The organism is Enterococcus sp. LX10, assembly GCF_023539285.1.
Classification (GTDB): Bacteria; Bacillota; Bacilli; order Lactobacillales; family Enterococcaceae; genus Enterococcus; species Enterococcus faecalis.
This window is the reverse complement of the sequence record NZ_CP092784.1, coordinates 74,386-89,451: the sequence shown is the minus strand read 5'-3', so window position 1 is coordinate 89,451 and position 15,066 is coordinate 74,386. Positions and strand designations below refer to the sequence as shown.

Genomic DNA, 15,066 nt, shown 5'->3' with positions numbered 1-15,066 from the left:
AAAGGCTAAACTGCGATGAAGGCTTACATGAGAATGTCAATAAGAAGGAGCTACTTTTGTTCAGTTGATTAGCTTAAGATGGAAAAAAATAGGCCATCCGTCCTTTCGACGGATGACCCACTCTCTGTTTTTTTATGGCTTTAGCTTATTTCTTGCTCTTTTTATAAAAGAGCCAACTTGCCAAACCGACCAACAGGAGGCCGATAAAGACAAAGAAGTAATTGACTTGTGTGTTGGTTTTCGGTAAACCAAGCCAACCTGTCTCTCTAGCTGCTTGTTTCGTTGTTGGCTGATTTGGTTTTATTTTTTTGTATACAGGTTGTTTCTCGTTAACAAACGTGCCCGCATCCACGAGTTCAGGTTTGTCTTTCGCTGTTGCTGCAATAGTGAATGCGACAGCTTGCTTAGACAGTTGGTAACCATCCGGTGCTTTTGTTTCCACAAAGGTATATTTTCCTGGTTGTAAGTGGTTCACTTGAACTAACCCTTGGTTGTCAGAACGTAATGAACGAGCGACAGTTTGCCCTGTCTCTGCATCTGTCACTTTAAATTCAGCACCTGCTAAGGCATTCTTTTGCTGATCAATTTTCACTAGCTTGGCACCACCTTGGTAATTAATAAAAGGTGCTTTAAGTACCACAGTGGCTGGTTTGCCTTGGTTGTCTTTCGCAATCGTAAAGCTTGCGCTTGGCGTTTCATTAAGAAGATAGCCAGTTGGCGCTTGTGTCTCCACAAAACGATACGTTCCCGGTGCTAAGTTTTTCGCAATGACTTTGCCTTGCTTGTCAGACATCAGATTGGTTTGTCCATCTACGGTTTGCCCTGTTTCATCAATGACCTTAAACACCGCACCTGCCAATGCTTCACCTGTTTCGTTTTCTTTGGTTAATTGAGCAGTTCCTTGATAATTGATAAGATCGCCTAAAGCAATTGGCTGCTCTTTTCCTAATTGGGCGGTTACATCAAATGGATGTGGCGTTGTGTCTAACAGATAGCCTGTTGGTGCTTTCGTTTCCACTAAAACGTAATGCCCTTCATTCAGCCCTTTAGCGTAAATTTCGCCAGTCTTATCCGTTGTTATTTCAGAAACTTTTTCTCCTGCACGATTCAAGAATGTGATTGGTGAACCTTGGGCCTGATTCTGCTCATCGGCATTGTAAATTGCAAAAACTGCACCCGCTAAGGTTTGACCTTGCTCGTTGACTTTACGTCCCGTTACTTCCGCTTGATAATTTACAAACTCTAACTCATCTAGTGGTTGTTTATCATTTGAATTCTTCTTCACTACAAAATAAATGGGTTGTTTATTGACGATATAGCCATCCGTTGCATCTATTTCATCTAATTCATAGCTACCAGCGCCTAAATCGTCCATAGCCAATGAACCATCTTTTTCAGCAGTTACTTCTCTTTCAAAGATTTTTTCCCCATTTTCGATTCGATACAATTTAAAAATCGTTCCTGGAAGTGGGTTCGCATTGGCATCGATTTTCTTAAAGACAGCACGTCCTTTGAAATTGGCGAAGGCCCCTAATTGGAAGATCTCCGGATCACCTTTGAAATCACCACGAATTTCTACTTTTACTAATTCAGGATAAATAATATACTCTGAGCCATCTGGTAATTTTGGTGCTTTGATTTCTTTGTAATAATAGGTACCTGGCGCCAAGTCTCTAAAGATAATTTTGCCATCTTTGCCACTCGTTGCTGTAATCCCTAATGATTGTTTATTGTGATCATATAATTCAAAAACAGCGCCTGCTAATGGTTGGTCTGCGCTATTCGTTTTCACGATTTGGAAAGCCCCTTTGTAGTTCACAAAGTTGTCACTAGCAACCACGACCGCTGGTTCACCAGCATTTTTCTCAGCAATTTCAAATGGGACTGGCGTGGTATTTAACAAATAGCCTGTTGGCGCTTTGGTTTCTACAAAGCGATATTTACCTGGGGCTAAGTGCTCTGCAACAATTTCCCCTTGATTATTTGTCGTCAAGCCTGTTTGAATCGTTTGTCCCTTCGCATCGAGCACTTTAAATGTCGCACCACTTAACAAGTGTCCCTTCACATCTTTTTTGATTAATTTAGCTGCACCTTGATAGTTAACAAAGTTAGCCGTTGCTATAACTGTTGCTGGTTTGCCCCGATCGCTTGCTGCAATCGTGAAAGTACTTGGTTCAGTGTTTAAAAGGTACCCTACTGGCGCTTTGGTTTCCACAAATTGATATTTGCCTGGGGCTAAATCCGTCACTGTGACTTTTCCGTCTGCATCCGAAACTAAGTGTTCTCGAACCACTTGTCCTGTGGCATCAAGGACCGAAAATTCAGCACCTGCTAATGGATTGCCTGCTTGATCTTTTTTAATTAGTTCAGCAGAACCTTGGTAATTAAGCATTTTGACATGAACATCACGAATTTGTCCGCTCGTGTTTTGTGTCACGATGAATCGTTTTGGTGTAGTGTCTAAAAGATACCCTGTCGGTGCTTCGATTTCTGTGAACTGATAAAGCCCTGGTTTTAAACTATCCACCTCTAACTGGCCATTTGCGTTGGTTCGATCCGGCGCAAGGGGAACTTCTTCCCAATGAGTAAACGGCGTGGTTACGGCATGCTCTAATTTAAAGCGTGCATTGACTAATTTTTTGCCCTTCTCATCTGTTTTTTCTAAAATTACTTTATTGACATCGTTTTTAATAATAGTTGGTTGTGCACCATCTGCTGAAGTTTCTTCATCAATAGTAATGACTCGGCCTTTAGCTAATTCGTCCGAAACTGTATAACCTTCTGGTGCTTTCGTCTCCACCAAAATGTATTGCCCTTGCGGCAACCCACCAAATGTGATAACCCCAGTGGCGTCTACTGTACCTTCACGTAGGACTTGTGTTTTGGCTTGGTCCCAAATTTGGAAATGGGCGCCTGCTAAAATAGTCGTCCCATCCATGGCTGTTTTCTTCAGCTGAATTTTGCCTTTGGTCCCTGTGGCATGCCCGCCACTGTGATCGATGTCAACGACCACATCGCCATTGTCATCTCCATGAACGACTTCTGAACCATTTCCAGTAATTGACACTTGGTTGGATACCGTGTCTGTACTCCCCGCCGCTGAAGAAGTCACTAAACTACGATATTCCATGTAATAAGGTGCTTCAATATGGGCCATTTTAACGACAATTTTTTGTTGTCCTGTTTCATTATCGGTGGTAACTTCCAGTGTGTAATCTTTTCCTTCTTCTAAAATAACAGATTTATCTGGCGTAATCGTTCCGTCTTCTGTTACGTTGGTACCGTAAATCACCAATGACTCGGGATCTAACACTTGGTTTGGTGAGGGTGTATCAGTGATAACCACATCGTCTAAAACCGATTGGGCGCCATTGATCATTACATGCCAGTACACATGATCTGGATCATCTTTGTGGTATTCGCCACCTTTTTTCACTGATTCGCCACCATGTTGAATAGAAACTTTTCCTGTCACATCACGTGAAGAACCTTGGTTTGTATAAGATGCGGTATTGTCATAGCTAGCCGAACCTTCGATAACTTTTTCATCAACAGACGTCTTAAATTCAATCACATACGTACGACTATCATTAGGAAAGTCAACACGCCAAGTATTTTTGTTTTTCTCGCTTGGTTCTTCCATTTTGATATCCGTCAACGGTTGCGTTGGTTTCACTTTTTCAACCGAACCATCTGGCTTTGTATTGCCTTCATAGACTTTCAAGCTCCCAGCCAAATAGGTTTGATTGGCTAAAATTGGATCCGTCAAAAAGGCGTCGACTAAACGGTTATTACTTAAATTCACCGCAATCGTCCAAGTGATTTCTTTAGTGACGGCATTGTAAACACCACTTTTTTGCGCATTTAAATCAAAAGCAGGTAAAGGTTTAAACGGTTTATTATCCTCTGAGTGATGATTGTTTCCTGCTTCATCCATCCAATCAATGGCAGCGGTATTTCGGTAATGGTCCAATGCAGGGTTGTTAGCATCTAACTCGGTAACATCGAAAAAGGTATTGTAGGTTACGTAAAAGGCATCACTTGTTTTGGCATACGCCCCCATGAAACTTAACTTAAAGCCTGTTTCACCTTCTGCATTACGAGTTATTTCTACCATGTAATCTTTACCTAACGTCAACTGAGCACCAGTAGTTGTATCTTTAACAACCAACGAATTGGGTACCATGGTTAAGCCAGGAACTGGTTCGTATGTGTCCGTAATCACGGCATTTTCCATCAAATAATTATTTTGATTCACAGCTAACGTCCAACCAATCGTTGAATTTTGATAATCCACTGCACCAGTGTTTTTAATAATATTTTGTTGATTGGCTGTGCCATCACCTTCTGAATGCTGACCAGTGCCGACATCCACACGATTATTCACGGCAACATCGCCTTCGACAATTCCATCAACTTTGGTTTTATAATCAATCTTGACTGCGCCAGTCACATCATGCAAAAAGTCAATCACAAAGGAGCCATCATCGTTAATTACCACTTTGTAATCTTTTCCTTCCACAAGTTCTGCTCCAACGACTTTATTTCCTTTGTCATCAAACGTCACTGAATATAAATGTAAAGAATCTGGTTCAAACGTTAAATTATCCCCCATTGTGTCTGTAATGACTGCTTGGTCTTTTGGAATGGTTTGTTCGCCATAGTTGTAGTTAATTTCCCAAGTGAATTCTTGATTGGTTTCATCGTAATCTATATTGCGCTTGTCTAGCATTTTGCCATATGTGGCGGTAACGGTTGCTTCAGCATCTAACCCATTTGGATTATTATCACTTGTTAACGTCGCCTGATTTTTAAAAGGCACATCACCCCCGCCATCTGGAATAACCGCCTCGTCAATCGTCGTTTGGTACTCAAGACGATACGCTTTATTCGTGTCACCTTTAATTGTCACATTGCCATTTTTATCAACGGTATATTCATCTGGACTAAGTTCGCGACCCACTTCTTTAATTGTTCCATCAAGATTCATCACTAACTCATAGACTTTCACTGACTTAAAGGTATTCCCTGTTGGCCACGTTTCCGTCACAGTTGGATTTGTTTGATCTTTCATCGCTTGATTGATATCTACCGTCCAAGTAATCGCACTAGGATTGGGCGTTCGATCAAAATGGCCTTGTTTATCAATTTGTTGTTCGGTATCCGGGACAATCGGAATCACTACAGGCGGCAAATCTTCTTGCGTAGGAATATCAATCACCCAGTCTCCTGGGCCTCGACCATCTGAATCATTCAAATGAGTATCTAAAGAAAAGTCCCCGTGAATGTCACTTTCAGACGTGATGCGCTCATTAAAGGTAAAACGAACCGTACCATCTTCACTAATTGTGTAGGTTCCATAGACATTGCCTTCCGTATCAACTAAATCACCTGAACCTGGTTTATTAGGTTTCAAATTGCCAGGTAATTGAAACTCGAAGTAATCGCCTGCTTTCATTTGTTCCCGCACATCTTCTGGAATCGACCAGTTAAAGTTCCAATGGATGGTCACATCTTCTTTGTACGGTGGTGTTGCTGGTGTGCCATCAGGATTTAAATAAATCGGATCCTCAAAATTATCGATAATCGTTGTTTCATCACCTGTAAAATAGTCATTGATATCTGTTGGTCCTGCTACACGTGGTTTGACAGTTGTCGATTCAGTTGTTTTACTTTCTGTCGCTTTTGTCGTGCTGGCGACAGTTTCTTCGGACGAACGAGGAACAGAGGAGTTTGCAGATGCTTCTTCTGTTGAACCTTCATTCGCTGTTGTGACTGTAGAACTCGTGATTGTCGTTGATTCTGTCGGATCAGTACCAGTATTTAACGTCAACGCTCGTTGTTGTTGTCCATAAGAAAACGTCACATCTTCTGTAGCTGTGAGGTTCAACGTTAAGACTAACGTATCTGCTAACGCTTGCTGATTCAATTCAATTTGAATCTGTTTCTTCTGGTCATCCACTTGAATCTTGCGCGTATTATTGGGCGCTGCCCAATGTGCAGCTTTGATTGACACATTGGTACTGTAATGCACTACAACCTCTTGTGTTGCTGGTTGTGCTTTTCCTTGAAGCGCTAAGGTCATTTCTTGCTGACTGGTTTGCGTCACTTCTCCTAACGTTAGCTGGCCATCGCTGTTAACATCTTCCGCCAAAGCCATGAGTGGTGTGCCGTAATTTAAAACAAGTAACAAACACATCAACCCATAGAGCCAACGGTTTACCATTGGACCATTCTTTCTCATTTCTTTCATCCTTCCTCTACTAACGACACATAGAAGAGAACGTTCACTTCGTACCAATTTTTTATTTTAAGCCAAATAAGTGAGTGCTCTTCTGTTGTCTTTCTTCCTTGCTAAAACAGACAGCCAACACGCCTTTTCTTTTTATCTCCTCAAAACGCAGTCTTACTTCGAATGCGGATTCATTTTTTGCTTATTCCTATAGACTCTTCTATAAGAATAAGAAGAGTATAACGAGATTTTTCAGCAAAAATTATCAACAACTTCTCCTCCAAATAGAAAAAGTTGATGAAATGCTAAAAACCCTTTTCACCTTTATAAAAACACTCCCTTAATCCTTTCTTATTTGTACTAGTCCTTCTTCCACTATACCGTTTTTTTAAACTTTTTCACAAGAACTGCTTAGACAAAAAAGCCTATTTGTATAAGCTATTTAAGCTAAAAAAACAACAGACTTAAATTGTCATTTTTGTTATTTAAATGTTTTATATAAACCATTTGTTTTTCTTAATAATTTGTTTCTCTATCATTTTTTGTCCGCTTTTTCTTTTATTTGACACATTCAGTTCTTCTTGATTTTTAAGAATAGATACAGTAGCATAAGAACAACTAGTTCTTTCACTAACAATTATCGAATATTACTTAGAAAAGAATGTTCTATCTGTATTATCTGAAAAATCAAACAATCGTAACCAATTAGAAAGGTGGTTATTATGCATAACTTATTAACCAAGCAGGAAATTCAGTTGCTTTCCCTAATTGAATACTTGTATGACAGTAAAGAAAAAGTCCCCATGCAAGTACTCCGGCGAAAATATGAATTTTCCCATTACAATATCAATAATTTATTGAATCAATTAACTTTATTAATTTCTCGAGTCAATACACATGAAAATGTACATATTCGCATTATTAATAATCAACAGTCCATAGAATTAGTCGCCGATGAAAATATCCCGATTGAGTTAATGAAAGAAGCCGTGGTCCGCGGGTCGTTAACCTATATGTTAGCCTTAGATTTACTTTTAAAACGTTACACTTCAGCCAAAGATTTTTGTGAAGAGCATTTCATTAACTTTTCTATTTTTAAACAAGTTAGTGACCGTTTAAACAATTATCTAGCTAGATTTAATTGTTATTTAAACTTAAAAAGGCGAGAAAAAATTTGTGGTGCTGAAAAAGATTTTCGCAGTTTCTTTTACTCTCTATTTTTCATTTCAGGAACGTCTCTCGTTCCTTTTTTATCTAAAACCAATCAAGCGCAATTACAGAATTTTATTGAAATTATCAAAAACCGTTATCCTTACTTTACATATACCGATTTACGCAAATTAAAATTAATTATGTCCATAGGTTTACTCCGTTATCAATCTGATTTTACAATCAGCGATTATCCTGAAATTGCGGCAATCAATTTAGCCATTCCTTATTCAGAATTTCAATTATTAGTGAATGATTGTTTTATTAATGAACAACAAGAACCCGACACTTGGCGGGCTGAAATTCGTTTCTATTATGATTTTTTCAGTACATTAACGATGTACTCGCTTGAACAAATGGAAACCATTAACTTTGCTAACTTAGCAATCATGGGAATGGATAACAGTCCCCACGTCACTTGGATTTTTGAAAAATGTACGCAATTACAGTTGGATTTAAGCGCAATAGAAGTTGTCTTTTTGTTGGTTAATTTATCCAATGCCAGTGAGCGTCTCATCCATTTTCCTGTGGAAGAGGAGTTGAGTTACGAAATTGCTAATGTCTCTTTGTATGAAAAGCAATACCCAAACGTTTCACGAACAACTAACTATTTCTTAAAGCGTTTGCCTTTTGACAAAGAGCACCCACTAGATGCGTTATTTAAAGAAACCATTTTTTTAATTATTCGGAGTGTTTTATTAAACAAACAAATTCCGGTTAAAATTTTGCTTCATTCATCTATTAATCAAATACAAGAAAATTGGTTAGCAAAGGAAATCAATAATTATTGTGATGTTCCTTTGAAATTCGTCAATCATATTCAAGAAGTGCCTGACTTAGTCATTACCGACAAAAACAATCCACTTTTCCATGCCAGTAAAACCTTTTATTGGCATCCTGTTCCTTATTTAGACGAATACCATAACTTAAAACAAGTCGTCCGCAAAATTTATTTTGCCAAATTACGTGGGGAAAATAGTTTGGAGGGAATTGGATGTTAACAGAGTTACTTGATGTACCTTATCGTAAAAGTTTTGCTCTTTTAGAAGAGTTACTCGAACGTCGTGAAGCAGAAGAACAAACATTGGCGATTTCTACTTTAGCCACCCAATTAAAAATGCAACAAACTACCATTCTACAGTCCGTGGCTTTGCTCCAAACAGAAATTGAAGAAAACGGCTGGGAGAACTTATTTTCTTTATCAGCAACTGCCAAAGAAATCACATTTTGGTTTGCACCCTATTTCCAACTGTCGTTTTTGATGCCCTACTTTGTCAAAAAAAGTTTCGCGTATCAAGTGCTGACCTATGCCTTTAACCATAATGCAATTGATAGCAAACATTTTGAAAAAGTTTTAGAAATTTCTTCGTCAACCTTTACACGAAAAATTGGTCAACTAAACCAATGGCTCCAAAAATATCAGATTGAAATCAATTTAAAACGTACCAACGTGTTGGTGGGCAAAGAAAAAGATATTCGGATTTTCTTTATGATGCTTTTTTGGAACAATTACTCTGAAGAGGATTGGCCATTGCACACAATCACAAAAAAAGAAGTCCATAGTCTCTTTCGACGTTTAAAACATTCTGTTTCTTTCAATACAACACAAGATTTTACAAAAGACTTGATTTTTTCTGCGGTGATTTTAGCGCGTTGGAAAGAGGGCTTTTTTATCAAAGAAACTTTCGTAGAGGAAGAAGCGATTGTTAATCCCTTTGTTAATCTGAATGAATTTGAATTATTTTTTAAAGAAGAAGCCTTACACCAAGTTCCAACAAAATTTATCCAAAAAGAAGGCCTTTTTGCCTTTTTCTTATTGACGATTAGTGTCAGCTACGCCACACAAGATATCTTGGAAATTCCAGCAGCACGGATGCATATGGTCCAACTATTAGGCTCGCCCATTAAAGAGATCATTTATCAACTAACGTCTTTTTATCAAATTAAATTGACATTTCACGAGTATCTTTATCTGTATACTTCTATCCAAAATTTAAGTGTCTTTTTTAAAACCTTTGTCACGATTGCCAATCCATTTGTGCAAGAAAGCTTTTTAAAAGAAGCACTTCAAAAAAATCCGAGTCTCTACAAAGATGTGAAGCGACTTACAATTGAAATGCTTCCAACATTGATGGGCAATGAAAAATTGTTAGTTGACTGCTTGTTTATTCTTTTTTGTACACTGAAAACGAAATCTTTACCACCGATTCGTGTCTTAGTACGGACCAACCAAAGTAACTTAATTTTAGATACCCTTTACGAAAAGCTAAGTAAAGCCGTGGATAAAAAATTAATTTTTGTCGCTTCACCAGAAAAGCCTTTCGATGTAATTATTACAAATATCTTTTCAGAAATTAGTGTCAAATCAACGATTCCTACTTATTATGTTGATTTTTCCGCTAGCATTGGTGAACTAGCGCAGAGCTTAGAAAACTTAAATACACAAATTGTCACCAAACAAAGTCCACGCCACTTTTAAAAGTTTTCACGTGAAACATTTTAAGTGTTAAAAATAAGCAAGGGACATAAGTTAACATAGCTTATGTTTCTTGCTTATTTACTTTAAATTACAAAAAACGTCAAAAGGTAGCAGAAAAACTGCTACCTTTTGGCGTTTTTTCGAAAATTTTCAATGTTCCACTCCAGTGATAACGAAGCGTGGAACGTTCATTTACTAACTACTCATTTTACATGACGTTGTTATTTTCTGTCACCCATTCTAGCTCTTGCAAGTAATGATCCAAAGTCGCGTGATGTTGATCGACATCGGCTAACTCTGTTTCAATTTTAGCTAAACGCGTGTTCATGCGTTGAATTTCCGTTAGTGTTTGTTGTAAAACGTTTAAAATCCGTTCATCGTTAGGCATTGAAATCACTCCTTGTCCATTTATAGTTCTGAGCCGTGTTCAATCTCTTCAATCGTTTCAAGAGACAAATCTTTGGCATCATTTTTAGCTTTGTGGAAGACCATATATAAAATGGTACAAACGATTGGGATACAACCTGCTAAGAAGTACATTTGTTGGAATGACATAAAGTTACGTAACTCACCTAAAACGTACGGACCAACCCCTAATCCAAGGTCTAAACCGATGAAATAAGTCGATAAAGCAATCCCGATACGGTGAGGACTTGGGCTTTCTTGAAGACAAACCGCTTGGCCATTTGACATGAAGGTACCATAACCTAAGCCAATTAACCCACCTGAGACTAATAACATCCAACCAGACGTAGTCATACTTAATAAGAATAAGCCTAGTGTTAAGAAAATGTAGCTCGGATACATGACGTAGCGTTCACCTTTGACATCGAAAATCCGACCTGTTGAAGGACGTGTTAGGGTAATCACGACCGCATAGACGATAAAGAAGAAAGTGCTGACGTCAACTAAATCGATTACTTTGACATAAGAAGATAAGAAAGATAAGACACTTGAATAAGCAAGACCCATTAAAAAGGCGATAAATGTAATAAATAAAACTTTCTTTTCAACAAAACTATCAAAATTCCATTTAGATAAAGCTTCACGATGTTCAGGTGTTAACTCAATATTTTTCACTGGGAAAATGAAGCAAGCAATGGTTGTTAACAAAATTAAAATAATTGAAAAGTTAATAATGACATGGAAGTTGGAAACATTTAACAATAACATCCCAATAAATGGCCCAATGCCGGCTGCTAAACTAGTACTCAACCCATAATAATTGATCCCTTCCCCTTTTTTATTTTTAGGGATATAGGCGGTAACAATTGCGTTGGTCGCTGTCGAAACGGTTCCGTAACCAAACCCATTTAAAAAACGGACCAAATAAAGAATACCCATGCTTGGCATATACATATACGCAACAGTCGTTAAAAGATAAAACAAAGCCCCATAACGTAAGACTTGTTTGCGCCCAATCAGTTCAAGGAGTTTTCCCATGAAAAGTCGTGCAAGCAATGTCCCGATGATGTAAATTCCTGAGGCCAAACCCGCTTGACCTAAAGTAGCGTGTAAGCTATCTTGCGCAATCACCGCAATAATAACCATTAACAAATAATAAACAAGATAGACAATGAAATTAATCACTGTAATGCTGATAAAGCCTTTATTCAAAAGCTTTGTTGGTGTTTGTTCTGTCATAATTCTTTGAATTCCTCTCTCTTTTGTTCTGTTTATTTTGTGTTGCTATTTTTCAATAAAAGACCGCTATCCCCTCACTTTGATGACTTATCAAAAAATTTTCTGAAATTCATTTGCAGTTATTACTATACGAGATATCCGTTACAAAAAAATGTAAATTTGTGAATGATAAACGTTATCTACAAATAACTTCAACAAATGTTGTTGATTTTTGTTGAAAAGCCAAAATAACTAATGATTTTAATTAAAATAAGCTCTTGGCTACTTGCTCAAAATTTACTTTTCATATGATACTTCCTCATACATAGAAAAAGAAAAATAGGGCATAAGTCGAAACGACTTATGCCCTATTTTTTAAACTTTCTCTATTTTCGTCCTAAAATCCATGAAACGATGGCAACTAAAATCACTGCCCCGATAATCGATGGCACAATAGCCATCCCAGCTAAGCTTGGTCCCCATGTGCCTAAAATGGCTTGACCAATTGTTGAACCAACTAACCCTGCAATAATATTGGCAATAATGCCCATCGATGATCCTTTTTTAGTAATTGCTCCAGCGATTGCCCCAATGACACCACCGACAATTAATGCCCAAATAAAGCCCATGATTGTTTCCTCCCTTTAACCGTTTATTCTACACGTGGTTCCATATTTTCTTTGACTTGTTCTGTTCCTTTATTCACAGCTTTTTTTGCTTTTTCTGTTTGTTCAGAAGCAAATTCACCGGTACTTTTGGCAGCGCCTGTGACTTTATCTTGAACAGTTTCACTATCTTCTTCGTATTCTTCTTTTGATTTGATATCGACTACGTTAACATTCACTTCAATCACATCTAAGTGAGTCATTTTTTTCACTTCACGGCTGATTAATTCTTTCATTTTTTCGTAAATGTCTTGAATATCTTTGCCGTATTCTACCACGATATCCATATCAACAGCGACTTGTTTTTTACCAACTTCGGTATCAATACCAGCTGTGACGTTATCTGTGTTTACTAATTTTTCAGCAATATTTGAGAAAAAGCCGCCATCGACTGTCAATAGACCATCAACATTTTCTAAGGCTAAACCGATAATTTTTTGAACGACTTTATCTTCAAATGTTAATTCACCTTTGATTGCATGATTTTCTGGTGTGTGTGGTCCGTTTCCTGCTGGTTTTGGTACATTATTGAATTTTTCGTTACTCATGGTTCATTCCTCCTAGTTTCTTCTATTATTGCTTTATTTTTAATAAAATAATAACCCATTATTGAACACGAGGTGCCGTGTTTTCTTTGACTTTTGTCTTGCCTTTAGTTACCGCATGTTTGGCTTTATTGGTTTGTTTTGACATAAAACTACCTGTCGCTTCAGCGGCGTTGCCAAGTTTATCTTGGACTGTTTCACTTTCTTCTTGGTACTCTGCTTGTGTTTTGATATCTACTACGTTGACATTGACTTCGATTACTTCCAAGTGAGTCATTTGTTGGACTTCACGAGTAATAACCTCTTTCATTTGATCATAAATGGTCTCGATATCTTTCCCATATTCGGCTACAATGTCCATATCCACTGCGACTTGTTTTTTGCCGACCTCGGTGTGAATGCCTGTTGTAACATCTTCACTGTTAATCATTTTATCTCGTAAATTCGAGAAAAAACCACCGTCCACAGTTAACAAACCGTCGACTTCTTCCAAAGCAATGCCAATAATTTTTTGGATTACTTTATCCTCAAACGTCAACTCACCTTTAACAATCGATACATTTGCATTTTCCATAGCCAAAACCTCCTATTTATGATGAAAATAATTTTTGACAATGCCTGTCTGTTCCAAATACAAACCTAGCCAAATACCTAGTCCTGTCAGGAGTACCACTAACAATGTTTTAAAGAAGCCGATTGACAGAAACAAGATTGCAAAAACCAAACCGACTAGGCCACCAATTAACGGAACGGCATATTGTTTTATCCATTCAACCATTGTACATCCCTCCTACTCCACACGTGCTTGTGTTTGCTGTTGTTGTGGTCGTTTCATTGATTGAATATCTTCAAAATGAACATCAATCGTAATCTTGTGACCAGTTCCCACCAAACGAGCAAGCCGTTCTTCCATTGTTTTTGACCAAGCTTCTGTTTGTCCAATTAAATCCGCCGTTCGTTTCAGTGTGCCTTTGACATTGACCTTAATGCGCCGTTTTGTCGCCTTTACACGAATGGTTGGTGCTTCCAGAAAGTCACTGTCTTGCAAGCTAGAGCGTACAAATCCTTCGATGGCTTTACGGTGTAACACTAACTTTCCTTGCTCTTCTTTTAATTCAAACGTGCCTTTTCTTCTTGGGAATAAAAGAATGAATAAAAATAGAAAGAGCATAATTCCTAGTAAAACCAGCGCTACCCAAAAAATTGCTTGACGTGCGTACTCGTTGTCTTGCAAGAACCATTGGACATTATCTGGTGGTTGCCAAGCTGTATCGGCTGACCAAGTGGTAATGGCCACCGCGCCAAATAATGCCATTAAAATCAGTGAACCTAGAAGCAAAAGTATTTTAACAACTTTATTCACGGAACATCCCTCCTAAAGATTAATTGCTTCTCCACCAGTTACGCCATAAACTTGAGCCGTAACATAACTTGCATCATTGGACGCCAAGAAAACATAAACAGGGGCTAATTCAGCAGGCTGACCCGCACGTTCCAGTAAAGAATCTTGCCCAAATTCTGGCAACTCTTCAATTGGTTGTCCATGATCTAACTGTAACGGTGTCCAGATTGGTCCTGGAGCCACGCCATTTACCCGAATGCCTTTTGGTGCCAGTTGTTTTGCTAAACCAACGGTAAAGTTGGCAATTGATGCCTTCGTTGCTGCATAATCCAACAAATGCTCACTGGGATTAAAGGCTTGGACGGAAGTCGTTGTCACAATACTACTTCCGGCAGGCAAGTGAGGCACTGCTGCTTTGACAATGCCAAACATCGCAATAATATTGACATGGAAAGTGTCTATCACTTGTTCCATTGGTAATTCTTCAATAGCGGCACAGGAAATTTGTTGGGCAGCATTTAAAACAAGGGTATCCAAGCCGCCTAATGCTTCACGAGCTTGTGCAACCAATTCTTCAGGTGCCTGTTTATCTCTTAAATCTGCTGGCAAAAGAAAGACTTTTCGGCCAGCTTCTCGTATATAGTGCGCCACTTCTTCGGCGTCTTTTTCTTCACCTGGGAAAAAATGTAAGGCAATATCTGCACCTTCGCGAGCAAAAGCAATCGCCGCCGCTCGTCCAATCCCAGAATCACCGCCTGTAATTAATACCCGACGATTTTCTAATTTGTGATTTCCGACATAGCTGTCTTCCCCACAATCTGGTTTAGGAACCATTTTGTCCTGTAATGCGGGAGTTTCTTGATCTTGTTGCGGAAATCCATCACTATAAAATAACTTTCTTGGATCTTTTAAGTTTGGTTCTGTCATGAAATCTCCTCCCTTTCTACTATTACCTTAATACAATTTTTTCT

The 15,066-nt window shown here is 38.3% G+C and carries 11 protein-coding genes; 2 read left to right on the top strand and 9 right to left on the bottom strand.

Translation table 11 applies throughout. The features are described 5' to 3' along the window. Positions 1-145: 145 nt before the first annotated feature. A complete protein-coding gene (gene fss1 / locus MKZ30_RS00370) occupies positions 146-6,244 on the bottom strand; it encodes a fibrinogen-binding MSCRAMM adhesin Fss1 (protein WP_154230834.1) in 6,099 nt (2,032 codons plus the stop codon). Positions 6,245-6,954: 710 nt separating this feature from the next. Between fss1 and MKZ30_RS00365 the strand changes: the two genes are divergently transcribed. Further along, on the top strand, positions 6,955-8,442 hold the full coding sequence (locus MKZ30_RS00365) for a helix-turn-helix domain-containing protein (RefSeq protein WP_002419425.1): 1,488 nt from the start codon (positions 6,955-6,957) through the stop codon (positions 8,440-8,442). Further along, complete coding sequence (locus tag MKZ30_RS00360; protein WP_002383479.1) at positions 8,436-9,920, top strand: helix-turn-helix domain-containing protein; 1,485 nt, start codon at positions 8,436-8,438, stop codon at positions 9,918-9,920. Before MKZ30_RS00365 ends, MKZ30_RS00360 begins: the two co-directional genes overlap by 7 nt. A gap of 208 nt (positions 9,921-10,128) precedes the next feature. Here MKZ30_RS00360 and MKZ30_RS00355 read toward each other — a convergent pair whose 3' ends face one another. The 8 genes from MKZ30_RS00355 to MKZ30_RS00320 all read right to left on the bottom strand — a co-directional run bounded on the left by MKZ30_RS00355 (position 10,129) and on the right by MKZ30_RS00320 (position 15,022). After that, positions 10,129-10,308 (bottom strand): hypothetical protein, encoded by a 180-nt coding sequence (locus MKZ30_RS00355; protein ID WP_033600572.1) that lies wholly within the window; start codon positions 10,306-10,308, stop codon positions 10,129-10,131. A 20-nt stretch (positions 10,309-10,328) separates the two neighbouring features. Next, positions 10,329-11,564 carry an MFS transporter gene (locus MKZ30_RS00350; protein WP_002356101.1) on the bottom strand — a complete coding sequence of 412 codons (1,236 nt, stop codon included), beginning with the start codon at positions 11,562-11,564 and terminating at the stop codon, positions 10,329-10,331. 365 nt (positions 11,565-11,929) lie between these two features. After that, on the bottom strand, positions 11,930-12,172 hold the full coding sequence (locus tag MKZ30_RS00345; protein WP_002356092.1) for a GlsB/YeaQ/YmgE family stress response membrane protein: 243 nt from the start codon (positions 12,170-12,172) through the stop codon (positions 11,930-11,932). 23 nt (positions 12,173-12,195) lie between these two features. Beyond that, the gene (locus MKZ30_RS00340) at positions 12,196-12,756 is read right to left on the bottom strand and encodes an Asp23/Gls24 family envelope stress response protein (protein ID WP_002383482.1); all 561 of its coding nucleotides are present in this window, start codon (positions 12,754-12,756) and stop codon (positions 12,196-12,198) included. Between the two features lie 58 nt (positions 12,757-12,814). Further along, positions 12,815-13,327: an Asp23/Gls24 family envelope stress response protein gene (locus MKZ30_RS00335; RefSeq protein ID WP_002383483.1), complete on the bottom strand. Its 513-nt coding sequence runs from the start codon at positions 13,325-13,327 to the stop codon at positions 12,815-12,817. A 12-nt stretch (positions 13,328-13,339) separates the two neighbouring features. After that, positions 13,340-13,531, bottom strand: coding sequence for a DUF2273 domain-containing protein (locus tag MKZ30_RS00330; RefSeq protein ID WP_002356087.1), 192 nt, complete (start codon positions 13,529-13,531; stop codon positions 13,340-13,342). 12 nt (positions 13,532-13,543) lie between these two features. After that, positions 13,544-14,116 (bottom strand): alkaline shock response membrane anchor protein AmaP, encoded by a 573-nt coding sequence (gene amaP, locus MKZ30_RS00325; RefSeq protein WP_002381343.1) that lies wholly within the window; start codon positions 14,114-14,116, stop codon positions 13,544-13,546. Between the two features lie 12 nt (positions 14,117-14,128). Continuing rightward, entirely contained in the window at positions 14,129-15,022 is an 894-nt protein-coding gene (locus MKZ30_RS00320; protein WP_033600574.1) for an SDR family oxidoreductase, read from the bottom strand. Positions 15,023-15,066 lie beyond the last annotated feature (44 nt).